At 43.3% G+C, this 17,222-nt stretch carries 15 protein-coding genes; 10 read left to right on the forward strand and 5 right to left on the reverse strand.

All coding sequences use genetic code 11. From position 1 onward, the window contains the following. The first annotated feature begins 18 nt into the window (after positions 1–18). Entirely contained in the window at positions 19–1,908 is a 1,890-nt protein-coding gene (locus AB4Z08_RS16565) for a CocE/NonD family hydrolase (RefSeq protein WP_441574874.1), read from the forward strand. Here AB4Z08_RS16565 and AB4Z08_RS16570 read toward each other — a convergent pair whose 3' ends face one another. After that, positions 1,909–2,334: a hypothetical protein gene (locus AB4Z08_RS16570; RefSeq protein WP_441574875.1), complete on the reverse strand. Its 426-nt coding sequence runs from the start codon at positions 2,332–2,334 to the stop codon at positions 1,909–1,911. It abuts the gene before it with no gap. A gap of 165 nt (positions 2,335–2,499) precedes the next feature. On the opposite strand from AB4Z08_RS16570, the gene AB4Z08_RS16575 reads away from it, so the two are divergent. Further along, complete coding sequence (locus tag AB4Z08_RS16575) at positions 2,500–3,111, forward strand: hypothetical protein (protein ID WP_441574876.1); 612 nt, start codon at positions 2,500–2,502, stop codon at positions 3,109–3,111. 43 nt (positions 3,112–3,154) lie between these two features. On the opposite strand, the gene AB4Z08_RS16580 is transcribed toward AB4Z08_RS16575, so the two are convergent. The 3 genes from AB4Z08_RS16580 to AB4Z08_RS16590 form a co-directional block, all read right to left on the reverse strand. Next, positions 3,155–3,625 carry a MarR family winged helix-turn-helix transcriptional regulator gene (locus AB4Z08_RS16580; protein WP_441574877.1) on the reverse strand — a complete coding sequence of 157 codons (471 nt, stop codon included), beginning with the start codon at positions 3,623–3,625 and terminating at the stop codon, positions 3,155–3,157. A 5-nt stretch (positions 3,626–3,630) separates the two neighbouring features. Further along, positions 3,631–4,128, reverse strand: a complete 498-nt coding sequence (locus AB4Z08_RS16585) for a GNAT family N-acetyltransferase (RefSeq protein WP_441574878.1) — start codon at positions 4,126–4,128, stop codon at positions 3,631–3,633. 472 nt (positions 4,129–4,600) lie between these two features. Next, positions 4,601–5,446, reverse strand: coding sequence for a 5'-nucleotidase, lipoprotein e(P4) family (locus tag AB4Z08_RS16590; RefSeq protein ID WP_441574879.1), 846 nt, complete (start codon positions 5,444–5,446; stop codon positions 4,601–4,603). 210 nt (positions 5,447–5,656) lie between these two features. Between AB4Z08_RS16590 and AB4Z08_RS16595 the strand changes: the two genes are divergently transcribed. From AB4Z08_RS16595 to AB4Z08_RS16610, 4 genes are read left to right on the forward strand one after another with little or no spacing between them, the layout of a single operon-like run. Then, entirely contained in the window at positions 5,657–6,124 is a 468-nt protein-coding gene (locus AB4Z08_RS16595; protein WP_441574880.1) for a hypothetical protein, read from the forward strand. Positions 6,125–6,141: 17 nt separating this feature from the next. Continuing rightward, entirely contained in the window at positions 6,142–8,121 is a 1,980-nt protein-coding gene (locus AB4Z08_RS16600) for a GMC family oxidoreductase (RefSeq protein ID WP_441574881.1), read from the forward strand. Between the two features lie 10 nt (positions 8,122–8,131). Next, positions 8,132–9,316, forward strand: a complete 1,185-nt coding sequence (locus tag AB4Z08_RS16605) for a ferritin-like domain-containing protein (protein ID WP_441574882.1) — start codon at positions 8,132–8,134, stop codon at positions 9,314–9,316. A gap of 32 nt (positions 9,317–9,348) precedes the next feature. Further along, entirely contained in the window at positions 9,349–10,452 is a 1,104-nt protein-coding gene (locus AB4Z08_RS16610) for a heme-binding protein (RefSeq protein WP_441574883.1), read from the forward strand. A 421-nt stretch (positions 10,453–10,873) separates the two neighbouring features. Here AB4Z08_RS16610 and AB4Z08_RS16615 read toward each other — a convergent pair whose 3' ends face one another. Continuing rightward, positions 10,874–11,605 carry a DUF1266 domain-containing protein gene (locus AB4Z08_RS16615; RefSeq protein WP_441574884.1) on the reverse strand — a complete coding sequence of 244 codons (732 nt, stop codon included), beginning with the start codon at positions 11,603–11,605 and terminating at the stop codon, positions 10,874–10,876. Between the two features lie 360 nt (positions 11,606–11,965). Between AB4Z08_RS16615 and AB4Z08_RS16620 the strand changes: the two genes are divergently transcribed. The 4 genes from AB4Z08_RS16620 to AB4Z08_RS16635 all read left to right on the forward strand — a co-directional run bounded on the left by AB4Z08_RS16620 (position 11,966) and on the right by AB4Z08_RS16635 (position 17,127). Next, a complete protein-coding gene (locus AB4Z08_RS16620) occupies positions 11,966–12,433 on the forward strand; it encodes a hypothetical protein (protein WP_441574885.1) in 468 nt (155 codons plus the stop codon). A 79-nt stretch (positions 12,434–12,512) separates the two neighbouring features. Continuing rightward, positions 12,513–13,505, forward strand: coding sequence for a hypothetical protein (locus AB4Z08_RS16625; RefSeq protein ID WP_441574886.1), 993 nt, complete (start codon positions 12,513–12,515; stop codon positions 13,503–13,505). 294 nt (positions 13,506–13,799) lie between these two features. Beyond that, positions 13,800–14,729 (forward strand): pentapeptide repeat-containing protein, encoded by a 930-nt coding sequence (locus AB4Z08_RS16630; protein WP_441574887.1) that lies wholly within the window; start codon positions 13,800–13,802, stop codon positions 14,727–14,729. A 379-nt stretch (positions 14,730–15,108) separates the two neighbouring features. Beyond that, the gene (locus AB4Z08_RS16635; RefSeq protein ID WP_441574888.1) at positions 15,109–17,127 is read left to right on the forward strand and encodes a glycoside hydrolase family 19 protein; all 2,019 of its coding nucleotides are present in this window, start codon (positions 15,109–15,111) and stop codon (positions 17,125–17,127) included. Positions 17,128–17,222 lie beyond the last annotated feature (95 nt).

Raw genomic sequence — 17,222 nt, forward strand, 5'->3', positions numbered from 1 at the left:
TGAATTAAATAGCGTAGTATGAATCGTTTTATTTTTATGTTGCTGGGAGCACTATATGTGCTCCCGGCCAGGGGACAGCATGTCAGTGACTCRATATGGGTAAAGAAAAATTATTATAAGCAGGAGCGTCAAATCCGTATGCGGGACGGTGTACATTTGTTTACGGCTATTTACCTACCGAAAGACAACACAGAGAAACACCCGATACTCATCACGCGTACGCCTTATTCGGCAGCACCTTACGGAGAGCAACATCTCAGCCCGAACCTCTGGAATATATACTGGAACAGCTATGCACACGAACACTATATTATTGTGGTGCAGGACGTGCGTGGCCGCTGGATGAGCGAAGGAGCATTTAAAGATGTGCGTCCGTTTAATCCGCATAAGGAGGGCAACGACATTGATGAAGCCAGTGATACCTATGATACCATCGACTGGTTGCTGAAAAATGTACCGGGTAACAATGGCAATGTAGGCGTTTTTGGTATTTCCTATCCGGGATTTTATACTACCATGGCTGCGTTGAGCGGACATCCGGCATTGAAGGCGGTAAGTCCGCAGGCGCCGGTGACCGACTGGTTTCGTGGGGATGATTTTCATCACAACGGCGCTTTTTTCCTGATGGACTGTTTCGGTTTTTATACCAAAGGATTTGGATATCCTCATCCCAAACCGATATCGGTAGCGCCGGCACAGGCATTAAAGTTACCATGTGCCGATAACTACAATACTTTTCTGAAAATAGGTACCATCAAAAACTTCACGAAATTAACAGGCGACAGTCTGGCTTTCTGGAAAGAAATCATTGCGCATCCGCATTATGACGACTGGTGGAAAGCGCGTGACCCGCGTAATTACGTGGACAGTATAAAACCTGCCGTATTGGTAGTAGGCGGCCTGTTTGATGCAGAAGATTGTTATGGTGCCTGGAATTTATATAAGGCAGTAGAACAACGTAATCCCGGGACTCATTTCAACCGGCTGGTGATGGGCCCCTGGTACCATGGCCAATGGGCTTCTACAGATGGTACGCACCTGGGTAATATTCAGTTTGGCGATAACACTGCCGCCTGGTACCAGGAGCATATAGAAGTACCGTTTTTTAATTATCATCTTAAGGGGAAGGGCAATTTGTCTGCCATCGCAGAAGCTAATGTGTTTTTCAGTGGTGAGAACAAATGGCATCAATACGATAAATGGCCGCCGGTGGCAGAGGAAAGGGAGATTTTTTTGCAGGAAGACGGGCAGCTGGCCTGGCATAAAAGTGAGACAGGTTTCTGCGAATACGTAAGTGATCCGGCGCACCCGGTGCCATACACGCAGGATGTACATTACATCCGCACACGTGACTATATGACGGATGACCAGCGGTTTGCCTCAAGGCGGGCAGATGTACTGACTTTCGAAACAGATACGCTGACAGCGGATTTAACCATAGGTGGCACCGTTACAGCAGATCTGCGTGTAAGCCTCACAGGTAGTGATGCAGATTTTGTGGTGAAAGTGATAGATGTGTTTCCGGATGATTTCCGCTATCCCAATACACCGCCTCCTAACAGAACGCGCGATGCCGGAGGTCCTTATCCGTTGGGAGGTTACCAGATGCTGGTAAGGGGCGATATTTTCCGGGGACGTTTCCGCCATAGCTTTGAGGAACCGCAGGCATTTGAACCCGGTAAAATTGAGCAGGTGAAGTTTACTTTACCGGATGTGGCCCATACTTTTCAGAAGGGGCACCGGCTCATGATCCAGGTGCAGAGTACCTGGTTTCCTTTGGCAGACAGAAATCCGCAGCAGTTCTTGAATATATACGAAGCCGCGGAAAAGGATTTTGTAAAAGAAACGATCCGTATTTATCATGATAAGGATCACCCTTCCGGTATCATTTTGCCGGTGTTGAAATAACTACGGTCGTTTGAATTGGATTTCCAGTTTCATCTGCCGGTGCTTGTTGTTATAGACTTCCTCATCCTCCCGGAAAATGATCAGTTGTTGTGGGGTGAGGACACGTATCCTGAAGGTGATGGCGTCTCCGTTGGCTTCCTGCAGGGTGAGTTCTTTGGCTTCCCGGTCCAGCACATAGGATTCGTAGCGTTGGCCGCCGTCAACGATGTTGCCATTTTCTTTAAAGAGCAACACGTCAATCGGGCTGAAGTTGGTATCTATTTTTTCAAATGCTTTTTCCTTATTTTCAGTAGCGCTCATGATAGACTTCACCGGCATCCATTTACCAGTGATTTTACCATTTGTCTGATTAGCCGGGATATTCGGGATGTTACCGCAGTGGAGGTGCAGGAAACAGGTTAAGAAAAGCATATACAAGCTATTCATATTTCGTATCTTTAGATTGAACAAATCGTCTTTTGCCGTGCTGATGATCAGAGGTGCATCTCAACTTCGTAGCCCAAATGTACTACAATCGGAGTGAGCAATAATAAAGGGCCGGCAATAATTTTAATCTTTTCGCTTAATATTTTACCCGTAAAAAGTCGTGTTATGGCAGATAATATTGCAGCGCCGTTTATACCTGCACAATACATTGGAGAAGCCACGACTACGTCTGAGACGAGGGAGCTGGTGCATGAAACCGCGGCTGTGACTTTTTTTAAGGCGGCGGTAGCAAGGCTGTCTGATGTAAACAAATGGGCAGGAATGAGCGGAAGTTTCTCTTCAGAATTTCAGTTGACGGATCTGGCCGGTAAGCTGGCCGAAGGGCCGGCTGAAACGGGGATGTATATACGAATAGATATTCCTGGCCCGGGTACCAATGCCGGGAAGGGGTTTGACTGGGTAAAGATTGAACAGAAGGAGCATGTAATGCTCAATGAGCACCAGGAGGTGTTTTTTATCCGGGCACGACCTACGGAGCATCCCATCCAGAAAAGTGCCGGTATTGCACATTTTCTGCGTAAAGAAGCCAGCAGTTCGTTTGTATTGGTGAGGAACGGGGCTACCATTACCGCTACCGTATACGGGCGTAATGAAGTACCTAATACGCAGACTGCTGACGTGGGAGATAAGATCAGGAATGCCGTGGTAGGTTCCACCGGCGCCATTGGTATCTCGAAGCTGCAGTGGAAGGCGCTGGTGAAGGGATTGTTGGAATGAGCCTCCGGCAGATATCTTCCCTGATTTTTCTTCAAGTTATCAACTACAGTTGTTGTTCCCTTTCCAGAAAGCTCAATGTTTTCATTTGTAACTCCACTTCATCAATCGCTTTCATCAGGTTATTTTTGGTATCCGTTAGTGCAGTGAGTGCAACGACCATTCTTTTCCATACCGGCTGCATATCAGCAACGAGTGCTTTCCCTTTTTCTGTGAGCTGTATGAGTCGTTTCCGTTCATCTGCCTTGTCTTTTTTAGAGCGGATAAGTTTTTGTTTCTCCAGCTCTTTGAGCAAGCTGATAGTAGAAGGGTGGGAGTATCCTATTTCCACCGCAATTTCTACTACAGATAATACGGGTTTAAGATGCAGGGTATAAATAACGGGAAACCATTTAGGTTCAAACTCAATGCCATTGGCTTTATAGATCAGCTGCCCATCTTTGCGCAGCTGATCACTGAGTCTTTGCAACCGGGTAGAAATAGCCAGTATACCCGATTCGTCAATCACATTTGTCATATCCTTTAATCGTTAAGGTGTAAGTGATAGAATACGTTGTCTGCATTCATCACCGGAAAGTACGATGGTAATTCCGTCTTTTTTATCTGTTTAAAATGATTGCGTTCATAAAAACGGATGGCAGCCGCCAGTCTGTCTACCGTGCCCAGGTAAAGATCTGTAATCCCTGCAGATCTGGAATAGGCGATCAGTTGATCCAGCAGCTGTTGTGCCAGGCCTAATTCCTTGCCCCGGAAGTCTTTTTTTACAAACATTTTGCGGATGGCGCCAGCCTGGTGGCCGGTGGCAATCAGGGCAATCGTACCAACCAGTTCGCCGTTTACCATGGCTCCCCAGAATCCGCCACCTGTCTGATGATAATTGGTTTCAATATCATGCAGATCCGGCTGATCTTCGATGGTAATGGGAACGTTAAATTCTATTTGTTGTATTGGCAGTATAATATCAATTACCTGCTGGCAAAACTGGTTGTCAATCATTCTTATAGTAGGTGCCGTACTCATTTGCATAGATTTATGGTATAAAACTACGTAGTTGACTACATAAATCAAAATTTATTTTTTATTTAGGTGCGCAGATGGGCTGCGTAGTCGTGTTGTCTCTTTGTAAAACAAGCAGGCCTTCTAGCTTAAAATGGACAAAGCTGCGGTAAAATTACGGCGCCGCGGAGTGTATGGAAACATATCGTTGCAGACATGCTTTGCAATGATCACAATTTACAGATGCACCGAAATGGTAACACAGAGTAGGGAAGCGTATTTACAGCCATACTGCCCTGCAAGGGGAATACGGGTTCGAGTCCCGTGAGGGCCGCGGAAAGGGACAAATCATCAGAATGATGGTTTGTCCCTTTTGCATTTTCAGGGGTATTGCCCGACAGTTGGGCGATTACAGCCTTTGCATTCCTGAAGTGTTTGAAACCAATAGCGCTAGAAATATCAAGGGCATAAAAAAAGATGACTATTGATATCTGCTTTAGTGATTACTCACTTTTTTCAAACATTGCTCCGGTTTAACAAAGGGTATTGTATCCAGTAATAATCTTCGAATAGAATCTCTCTGCGACAGACTTGGATTCTTAATATCTTTATAAAGCGCATCTTCCCAGCCGCCATAAACTGCATTTGGAAATATTATATACCGGTTCCCAAATTCACTTTCCAAATCCATTACTGCTACATTGCGATCCTTTACTGTACGGTTATCAAAACAAACGTTAAAATCAGAAAGATTATCTCCTAAAAGTAATAGTATAGTATCTGTTACTGACACCTGGTTTCGACGCATTTCTTTGTTGCGATTTTTATTGGAGAAAAGGAAATGACTGGTATCTGTAGCTTGTGGAAATCCAAGATTGCGCATATTTTCCATGGTAGCGGCAACATAATTTCCGGCATCTCCTCTGTTGGATATGTAATATATCTCTACATTCAAACTATCTGCAAATTTGAAAAAACATACGCTTCCAGGAACGGCTGTTGCCTGTCCTTTTAGCCACCATTGCTGTAGGGAAGTTAATCCAACAACCGTGTCATGAAGATATGCCAACGCGTTGGAATAACTATTATTGAGCGCTGTTTCATCAAGATCTGTTACAATAGCGATCCGCTTGTGATTTGGTACCTTCTGCACTTCCAACACATGTTCATACAATTTTTGTCTGGCCAGGTTATAACCCTGCAAACAAAGCGCTTTGCATTCTGCCGCGTTTTGCTGATACAGTAACGACATTACATTCCCTTCATCCCTGTGGGTCACTTTAGAACGACAGGAAAAAAATGCAACTATTAAAATAAGCGTTAAGTAGTTTTTGTTTTTCATAGTATATAATATTAGCTGACACGTAACATCCGGTCATAAATTTTGTTCATTGAAATATATTTTTTTTCGTGCCAATTTTATTCATATATTGCCGACATACCATACCAAATGGACTCCTAACAATTGACCAAAACTCAAAATAACTGTACAGAGTAACACCACATACTCTCGAATTGAAGAAAAAGCATTACTCCAAAACAAACACCTCAAATGGAAGCTTACAACAAAGACACGAAAACTTTCCTGTCAATCTCCGTATATCTTACAGGGTATGATGAGATGACCTTATTGGGCACCGGTATGCTGGAATCCTATTACAATGTCATGATACATGAAAACAGCATTGATTTGGTCTCAGCATTTCTTGCAACATCCACAAAGATATTAGCAGTCAATTCCCCGGACATTGATCATGAAATTGAACAGCTGCTAATGAACAATGTTAAGTTAAGCGGGCTGACAAAGAATATCATCATGATGTGGTATACGGGCAACTGGAATAACAATGTAATTAGCGCCCAGTCATACATTCAGGGCCTTGTCTGGAAGGCAGCAGATACACATCCTCCGGGAGCTAAACAGCCAGGTTACGCTTCCTGGCAAAATCCGCCTATCATAACTCAGGTACCTGCTCCGGTTAAATCTTCTGTTGCAGCCAAAACCCTTACTATAGTCTAACAATAATCACATCAGTTATGGAAAACATAGAATACGATGTTATCATCGTAGGGTCGGGTATTGCCGGTTGTGTAATGGCCAAGACCCTTACTCAGGCAGGAAAAAAAGTACTGCTGCTCGAAGCTGGTTTGACGGCCGGTATCAATCTCGATAAAAACGGTAATTATTACAACTATGTCGATTACCTGAATACGTATTACAAGGCGGGGGCTAAAGTTCCTAACTCTCCTTACCCTAAAATCAAGGATGCACCTTCTCCCGATGTATTAGATATTCAAGCTACTCCTTCTGTAAATCATGGCTACTTTGTACAGGAAGGGGAGCTGCCATTTGCCAGCGATTGTTTAAGGGGACCCGGAGGTACTACCATGCACTGGTTGGGCTCTACACCGAGAATGCTGCCAAATGACTTTCAGATGGAAACTAAATATAAGGTAGCTGTTGACTGGCCTATTACCTACGATGATCTGGTACCTTATTATGAAATGGCTGAATTGGAAATAGGTGTTGCCGGAGATGTAAGCGTGCAGCCTGACGCCCATAAATACACAAAAGGTTATGAGTTCCCGATGAAGAAAATTCCTCAAAGTTATCTCGATGGGAAATTTATAGCGCTGGTAGATAATGTCAATAATAGTAAGACACCTGTGAAAATAAAAGGAGAGAAGGTGACCATTGGTTTGACGAGTACACCACAGGGGCGGAATTCAGTACCCAATGAAAAATATCCTTATATAGATATCATGTGGGATCCGGAACAGCAAAAACTGGTGAAGACAACACAAATGTATTGGTCTGGTAAAGACCATGCTTTCAAAGAACTGGATAAAAAAGATAAATACCAATACATGCCGGTTGGCGCTGTGTGGGATCCTAATACCGGTCAGCGCTGTGAAGGCAACGCCAGTTGCGTGCCTATCTGTCCTGTACAGGCAAAATATAATGCGTTGAAATCATTAGCAAAGGCAGACGAGTCAAAGCTGACAATTAAGACACAGGCAGTAGCCTCAAGGGTGTTATATGATAAGAAGACAAACTTGATTACAGGAGTAGCGTACAAGACCTATGTATTGGGTGACGACGCAATTAAATACGATGAAGTCGTTGCAAAAGGAAAAATATACGTACTGGCAGCAAGCGCTATTGAGAATGCAAAGATTCTGCTGGCTTCTGACGCAGCCAATTCGAGTACACAAGTAGGACGCAACCTCATGGATCATTTATGTTTACTTACCTGGGGATTGCTGCCGGAAAAAGGATACCCTTTCCGCGGACCAGGATCTACCACCAACATATCCTCTTTCAGAGACACAAAAACCCGTAGTGATTATTCAGCCTGGATTTGTCCGGTGGACAACTGGGGATGGGGATGGCCGAAATTTTCTCCGGGGTCTGATGTAGCAAATGCCTTGGGTCTAAATAAATCCGGTAAACCACTATTCGATAAACCACTATTCGGCAAAAAACTGAGGAATCATTTGTCAGATGTTGTACCCAAACAGTTACTATTACACTACGAATGTGAACAATTACCCCATCCGGACAACCGCGTTACGATAAAGAAAGAATATAAAGATGCTTTTGGTAACTATCGTCCGGTCATCACTTACAAGGTGCATGATTATGAAAAAAAGGCCTTCGCAGCAGCAAAAGAAATCAATGATCAACTGTTTAAAGAAGCTAATATTAAAGACTTCACGAAATACGGTGAAAAAGGTGAAAATGGTAGATACGAGAACCCGGACATTGTAACATGGGGGGAGGGTAAAGAAAAAAAAGAATATAACTTTTGGGGTGCAGGACATATTGTAGGTACTCACCGCATGGGGGATAAAAAAGAGACATCTGTCGTAGATAAAAACTTACGTACATGGGACCACAAAAATCTCTATCTGGCTGGCTGTGGTAATATGCCTACGCTAGGTACTTCTAACCCCACACTTACCATGCTTGCACTCACATTTAAAGCTGCAGAAGCAATTCTCAAAGATTTATAATACACATTTTATGGCATTTGAAAAATCCGTTAAGGGAGAGCGTCAGCTCTTATTACCTGATGAGCTTTTTACTGACAATCTTGTGATTGATGATACCTCATCACTTCAGGATAGTTTCGAAACCAAACTGGAGGAACTGAAAGCACAGCTACAGATAGCGCTTGAATTGGAACATTCTACTATCCCGCCTTATCTATGTGCGCTTTACTCCATTAAGCCAGGCACAAACCTGATGCCTGTGGAAATCATAAAAAGTGTAGTACTGGAGGAAATGCTGCACATGATTATGGTAGCCAATTTAATCAATGCAGTTGGTGGAAAGCCCGAAATTGGAGCGAAAGAAAAAGGAAAAGACAGGCAATTTGTGCCCAACTATCCTACCTGTTTGCCCGGAAATGTAGACCCATCACTGACCGTTAGCCTGGATTCTTTTTCAAAAAAAACTATACAAACTTTCTGGCGAATCGAGCATCCTTCCAGCGACCATCAACTCCCTACTGAATTTTCCGCTCCGGAATACGGCTCTATTGGAGAATTCTATGAAGCACTGTTAAAAAATATGATAGCGTTGGAATCAGCTGCAAAAGCAAAAGGAGGTTCTATCTTTCATAAAGACCATGGAAGGCAGGTGAAAGCAGAACATTACTATGGGGCAGGCGGGAAACTGTTTTCTGTTGAGAATCTGGAAGATGCTATCAAGGTCATTGAAGAAATTGTTGGGCAGGGAGAAGGTACATTGGGTTCTATTTTTTCAACGCCTTATCGGGAGGGAGATCCTAAATACCTGATTTTTGGTCCTAATGTAGAAGAGTATGCACACTATTTCCGGTTTAAAGAGGTCTTTTATGAGAGATTTTATGCCGTTGATGATTCTGCACATCGCGATAGTCCCAATAAAGGCCTGCCCACCGGTGAACGGTTTGACGTGGACTGGGATGCTGTTTGTAAAATGAAGCCAAATCCCAGGCTTGCGGATTATAAAGATATGCCCCAGGTTTATGAAAAGGCAAAAGCATTCAGCTACACCTATTCAGCTTTGCTGAATAATATCAATGAAGCATGTAATGGGAAGCCGGAAGTGCTGGGCCAAGGCATTCCACTTATGTTCCAATTAAAATACCAGGCAGTTGAACTAATGAACATTCCCATTGGCAATGGCTTAATGGCCGGCCCCACTTTCGAATATATAAAATAGTTCCTTTTTCACTTTTTAAATAATTAAATACTATGAGTACTAATCCACGCGCCGGCGCACCCGTAAACGTTGTCAATGCGCCTACTGAAGAAGTGCAGGAGATACTACACGTAAAACCTTTGCGATCCGGGGACTCAGCAGCATTTACTACAACTCAGGAAGTAGAGGAAATAGATGTATTGACTAAAACAGATTTCCTCGTTACACCCATTAAAGTACAACAACCTACGCTCGGTCCATTAGTCAATTTACAAGGAGACTGGACAGGGAGAGGCCTTAATGTGATGTCGCTACCCAATAACTTTAAGGCAAATCCTGATAATCCATTTAGAGTGAAGATAAATTCATTGATTGAGGATACACAGTTTTCTCCTATCAGTGCTCCGATTCCTAACAGAGGTAATACACAGGAAGACATTTTCTTTCTGGGGCTTACCTACCTGCAAAAGGTGAGTGATGAAGAAACCCTGGAAGGTATTCATATTGAACCAGGAATCTTCCTGTTCCTCCCAGCTAATTCAGAGCAGAAAGAGGAGACTATTGTAAGAATGGCGACTATTCCTCATGGCGACTCAGTGATGGCACAGGGCAGTTTCTTTACTTCTCCTGGTGCACCTGTTTTTGCAAAAGCTGATCCTACGCCATTTACGCTTGATAAGAACGGCAAGCGTGTAAATATAACAGATGCTAATTACCTGAAGGCTTTTGCTCAGGCTACAGCTCCTCCCCGCATCCCTAAAAATGCCCTCAGCGATCCGAATTTAGTACTGCAGCAATTCAACGATAATCTGATTGCTTCCAGGCAGAAAATTGTCAGTACAACTGTATTCCAGGTAAATGCCTCACCAATAGGTGGTATTGCTGATGCACCCGGTTTTTCACCCACTCCGGGAATAAATAATGGCGGCATCACAAATATTCCGTTTGTTGTAAAAAATGCTGATGCTAACAGTATGAGTGCAATATTCTGGATTAACACCGTTGAGAATGAAGACAAAAGCCAGTTCCTGGTATTGCAATATTCACAAACTGTTATACTACGGTTCTCTGTACCTGAGGATCCTCAGCAACCTAATGGAGAAATGGTTGACATCATGTGGCCGCATATTACAGTGGCAAATTTGATTAAACGCTAATAAAAAACCTCATAATGTAGCACCATACTAAAGTACAATTTTAGTAATGAACTGTAATAAACGTATGGATATGAGATAAATCTACTACCAACCGGTTCGAACTTTGTCTCCTACAGTCCACCACTTGATTATCAAAGAAAATTAAAGCCGCTTAAATCACAGGATTTAAGCGGCTTTTTTCTTTTACCATTAAAGGCTAAATTATACAAAAACAAATCTGAAAGGATACAGTAAATAAATTTAGATTTGCTGTATCTCTTTTATGAAATGTTTATCAGTAAATGGTTTTGTGGTTTACAACCGATGCAAAACAAGCCATGCAATACTAAAACAAAACATCGGAACTTATTGGAATCAGCCTGCATCCTATATTTAACCGGAGTTCAAATCTATCCTCGTGTCTTGTCAAAGATTTATTGTGTTACGATTTTATAAACGGGTATTTTGCATATATATCTACATTCTCAATTTTTCTCAATGCTGGCCCCTTGCTTGTTAATATTTGTTTGCTTTCTACTATCATTTCATCTAAATCAAACCCTTGTATTGTCCGGCCTAATAGAAAAGAAATGGTATAATCTGTCCAGTTATCACTTTTTGCAGTTGCTACTTCCGAAGCTTTTTTCATAACTTCCCAAGTTTCGTTTTCCGTTAAATAACCTACCCAGTAGCACCATTTTGCCAATGATACGGCCCTGCAAATATCCCAGGCATAAGCAGATTTTACTTGAGCAACTCTATCCAGGTCTAGTCCTAAACCTTTTGAAATATTTTTTTGAGTATTGCTTAATTCTTTTGTTGACTGAAGAATAATAGGTTCAAATTCATTACTTCTTTGTAATGATATTAAACCATTTAAAGTTTCTTTCGCCGTTGTTTCGTTTGTTATTTCCCATTGTTGCTTTAATCCGCCGATATATTCATTCAGACTATTTTCCGGTTTGATTCCAAGGATTTTCTCTCCTCTATAATAAAACAAAATTCCGCCAAATGAAAGTAGTCTTTTTTGTTCGTCGGTTAATGGTTTGTCTGAATGATTGGTATTGAAACTTTCTAGTTGTTTATTATTGTTTTTCTTCATCCTTGCTTTTAAGACAAGCATGTATACAATAAATAACAAGGCGATTCCACCGATAATAAGGTAAGTGTTCATTGTAATAGGGACTTTTAATATTGGTTATTTGATTCTTTTTTGAATATAGGTTAGGAACATAATTGCTACAGAAAACAGTGTATTGAAAGACTTTCGCCCGGCCTAAAAATAATAAAATAAATTAATATTTAAAATATTTTAAGATATTAATGCGATTCATGTTAGTCGTGAAGTAATCATCGTGTTAGCTCCAATTTAGAATTTCAGGGTGATGTGGAAGGCAAGGGCAATATCCATTTTTCTGAGGTGACGGACATGGAAGGAATCTACTTTAATGAGGTAGCGCAAAACTGAAAGCGATCCTTGCTGGAATCACTTTTGTTGTTTTGGGGATCGGGATAAATATTTATTTTTACCGTTATGGGACAACTAAGAATGGGATTGGGCATCTGTAGGCCCATTTCAAACACCGATCATTTCTCGCATGTACATGGCCACTTACAGATGGTGATCGACGAGAAGGTAGTACCTGCTATGGGCTATTTTGGAGAGGAAGATGTGTGCCTGAATGCCTGGTTCACTGTGTTGGGCACGATAGTCCGCAACTTCGAATCAGGAAAAGATACGGAATACACCTATGATGAGGGGGAGCAGGGGCAACCGGCCTTTCAATTTGTGTTGATCAAACCGAACGAGGTAGCCTTTTCCATTGTTGATTCGGCTATCTCAGATGGTGGCGGCGGCGGCAAAAAATGGCGCAACAAAACCTTTCCACTTTCTGATCTGAAAAAAGGTTATCAGAAAGTGGCCGAACAGTTTTTAAAAGAAGTGGCTGCCAAAGCACCGGCGCAGTTGCCACACTGGAAGAAGATCATTGGGAATGTATAATACTTTAACCGAAAGATATCGATGAAATCATAATCATATGCTCATAAATATAAGAATTACGACTGTTTGGATCATGGTTATGATAGCTAGTTTAAACTGTAAATCTCAGGACAGCGAAACGTATTGGAAACTGAGCACCATCTACAGGGAGGACAAGACCCCCTTTAAAGGGTTAACAGTTGACGCCATGCAGGAAATGCTCGATTATAATTTTCATTTTATCAGAAAGGCAGATCATTTGCAGTTTGAATTACCGGCTAAATTCAGTGTAGATCTTTCAGGTTTCAAGAGTCTTTCTCAGCTCCAGATCAGGAACCACGAATATTACAAAATGTACAGTCAATCTTTTGATGGGGATATTTTTAAGGTGAAGTTCGAGGATCTTGCTACGACGACTGCATCCCAAAAGACAGTAATGGAATTTACCCGGATGTCGAAAGCAGCATACGAAGATGATATCAATAAAGAGATGGCCCGGCAGAAAGCCGTTGCCGGCAAAATAAATGAACTGAAGCAGCAATTGACTTCAAGTCCCCTGATCTTATTGGATCCTTTGGAAAAATTGCCCCAGAAAAGTCAGGTTATAGTGGATGACAAAGGGGAAAAGATCAACTTACTGATTCCAAAGGATATTGATCTTAAAAAAACCGGGCAGATTAAAACTGAGCAGTTTGGAGCTATCAAAATCGGCACATTTGTTAAGAATGCTGTCGTGTATGATATCCGGCATTCCAAAAAGGATTACGGATTAAAGCAACTGGCCATCTGGGTTTCTACAGATCAGGCGGGTTTTGACCTGGCCATCTGGAAAAAGGAGCGCCCCAACCGGTTAATTTTCAAAGAGAATGGTAATGATGTGATAGGGTATGAGCTTGATTATGATGCCGGTAAACAAAAGGCGATCATTCGTTCTGTTTTTTGTCTCAGATACAAGAAAGTAGGGCAGGCGCATGTTTTTGTGTATGCTGATGTTTATCGGGCGCAATTTGGAGGTAATTACGATCCATTGAAGGAGATGAACGAAATATTGAACTTCAATTATCAGATGTTGGATAACATCACCATTCAGTAATGGGGTGAATGCTATCGTTAACCGGCGGAGTTAGTGTTCCGTTTACCAGGATACTACATCTAATACACTTACACCGCACTATGTTTCCATGGGGAGCGTTACACTTATTTCCGGCTTTTTACCCCTTTCTGCATCCAGGGCGTGGATGCAGAAAGATTTTCAACATATACAACTGCCGGTTGTTAAATAACAACCATAAATAGTATAATTACAACTACTAAGTGCTGCGTTTTTATTGATTTTGGGTATGACCTTAATATCTTTGAAGCATCGAAATAATAAAAAACATATCGTATGGATACTAAGGTAATTGGTGGCAAAATTGCCCAGGCACGAAAGTCGCTAAATATGTCTCAAGCGAAACTTGCTCAACATTTATTTATTAGCCCCCAGGCAGTAGGGAAATGGGAACGTGGGGAATCAATGCCGGATATCACAACTTTTAATCGTCTTGCGGAGATTCTGGGTGTTGACCTTAACCATTTTTCAGAAGGCATACAACCTGTAGCCAATCAAGTGGCGCCTGATCAATCCCCGGTTAAGCAATCAATACAGGAGGTCGGCAATCTGCCAGGTTCTCCGGAGCGCCAGGTAAGGATAGACCTTACTGCCATCAATCTGCAGGAGAGTGACTTTGCTGGTGTTATTTTGCATAAAGGAAAATTCAAAGCGAGTCCATTATGCGGCGCCAATTTTGCCGGCGCCGATTTGACCGGTAGCTCATTTGAGATCATCGATGCGAGTGAAGCCAGTTTTGATGGCGCAAATCTGACAGACTGCAACTTTTCCGTTACAGACCTTACAAATGCAAGCTTCCATAAATCCATTCTTGTGCGCACCACTCTGAGCATGTCCGGACAAGGAGCGAAGTTTACAGATGTAAACCTGGTCGATGTCAGGATTAGCAAGACTGACCTTAGAAAAGCCGTCTTTGAGAACTGTATCTTTAACAACGTTGATTTCAATTCTTGCGACCTGAGAGGGTTTAGTTTTGACGGGCAGACTTTCATCGGTGTCAGGTTTAACAAGTCTGCGCTGAATGACGTTTCGTTTAGAGGAGCAACACTCAGAAATGTGTCATTCACACTACCTTTTTCCGTGACAAACAAATCATACCTTGCTATGAAAACCATTTGTTTTGATGGTGCGACGATGGACAAGCTGACCTATGTTGCACTTAAAGGTTTGGGGGTGATGGAGTTGTCAAAGGTGACAGTTATTTAAAAAAGGGAGGACATGCAAAACCGCTAAATTCGAGTGATGCGATGGTAAAAGCCCATGCGCTCGCGGTGGATTTAACAGTCGCTTTTAATTCAGTAAGCACTACTACTATCAGATTCCTGTAGGGAAACCTTTTATATGCCAAAACGTTTGAGAACCTTTGTGCTGAGGAATATTTTTCTTTGGCTTTTTTTGCCAGCTGCAAATGATTATCGGTTGCATTTTGTGGCTGTAGCAGTGTAATAGCCTTTGCGCTGCAGTAGTCTGTATAATTTTCAGTATACCAGTAACAGTTAAACCTTTCAGAGGGTGGCTGCTGTATTGTAGCAATGAGTGGTTGTAGTTTAAGGACCATTTTCCCACGCTACAAACTTAGCTAGTTATGAAAATCCACCCTCTGATTACCACTGTATTACTATGCCTGCTATGCTGGTCGCGTACTTCGGCCAGCTGCAAGTCAGCAAATCCGATGAGCGCAATGCCTGCTGCCGACACATCCCTTTCCTCGCTGATGAGCAGCGCGGAATGGGATGTATTGTTTCCTCACCGTTTCAATCCGGACGATCGCACTGGGGCCGGGACACTGCCCACAACTCCTGCCAGGGACTTCTACTCGTATAACAACTTCGTGGAAGCTGTACGGCGCATGTCCAATATTAAAGTACTGCTGGAAAGACGCTGTGGTACCGATTATTACCGGATCACCCGTACTGATAAAACCACAGGTGTGGCCACGGTGATCAGGACCGACCCCGGTTTCAATGATCCAACCTGGAACGGGCTGGCCATTATTACACAGGTGCTGGACTACGGCACATTTGCGGGAGAAGGCGATATCAATGCCCGGAAAAGGGAGCTGGTAGCCTTCCTGGCCAACATATCCCAGGAAACAACCGGCGGCTGGCCCACAGCCCCCGGTGGGCAGTACGCCTGGGGGTTGTATTTCCGCGAAGAACAAGGTTACGAAGGAACCAGCAACATCGGTTACCGGGATGAGACGAATACCATATACCCTCCGGCGCCGGGAAAATCGTATCATGGCAGAGGGCCTATTCAGCTCAGTTACAACTATAACTATGGGCAGGCCAGTGAGCTGATATTCGGCGACAAAAACGTATTGCTGGCCAACCCGGAAAAAGTGATACAGGATGGCATCATAGCCTTCGAAACCGGCATCTGGTTCTGGATGGCGCCTCAGTATCCCAAACCGTCATGCCATGATGTAATGATTCCGGGGAAATGGACACCCACACCAGCCCAACAGACTGCCGGCATCAAGCCCGGATTTGGCGCTACCGTCAATATCATTAATGGTGGTATAGAATGCGGCAGCGGACAGGAAAACACCAAAGCACTGAGCCGCATTGCACACTACCAGCGCTATGCTACCATCAAGCAGGTAAGCCTGGAACTTAACGGTGGTAATAATACTGTCAACTGTGGATGTGCCAATATGGCCAGATTCACCGTCGACAATGGAGAATGCGCCAGCCTTACCTCCATCCGTTTCCTGCAGCCCGCCAATGGAATCCTTTCCACTACATCATTAGGTCCGGTTACCCTGGCTGTTACCAAAAATGATCCCCGCCATGAGATCAGTAAAATCCAGATCACGGTAAATGGCCAGCTTTTCAATGATTCTGTTATACAATGGACGCCACCTGCATACAATAAATATACCGCCACTGCCAGGGGTATACGAAATGGACTGGATACTGTGACCACTACTGTAAGTTTTGCCGTTTGGAACAGCCTTACATTTGAAGGTTGCGCCAATCTCCCGCAGTGGCAGGTCTCACAGAACTATACCACTGCTGGAAATATTGTGCTTTACAATAGCAATATTTACCGCAATAAGTGGTGGGCAGGCAGTGCCAGCGTGCCAGGCAGCAGCGACACATGGGAACTGCTGGGTGCCTGTACCAATGGTCCCCGGACGGATACCGGCTGTGGCGGTATTGCCGAATGGATGTCATCTAAAGCCTATTCTGCCGGTAACCAGGCCGCTTATAAAAGCAAAATCTATAGGGCTAACTGGTGGACTCAAAACAACCCACCCGACCAGAACAGTGGAGCAGGGCAGCCATGGACATATGTACGGGATTGTGGCAACACGGCAGCATACAGCCAAACAGTCAACAGTGCAACGGTTTACCCTAATCCTGTTGTTGGTAATGTGCTGAATGTGAAATTCTCCACACCGGCTGGAGGAAAATATCATCTGTCAATCCTCCATAGCACTACATTACAGCTTATGCAACAGGTGAACTATGCAGCATCTCATGATGGCTTGCATTCTGTGCAACTGGATGTAAGCCGTCTTCCGGCTGGCTCCTGGATACTTCAGATCAGTGGTGATGGCAGCAGGAGGGACAATGCTGTTATCTTTATAAAAAATTAAATCCGACAAAGCCTGTTAACAGCCCTGCATTCAGCAAACCTTCCTGGTTTCACACCGAATGCAGGGCTGACGGCTTTTGGGTAAATAAAAAGTCA

The organism is Chitinophaga sp. RAB17 (assembly GCF_052114225.1).
In the GTDB taxonomy this organism is placed as follows: Bacteria; Bacteroidota; Bacteroidia; order Chitinophagales; family Chitinophagaceae; genus Chitinophaga.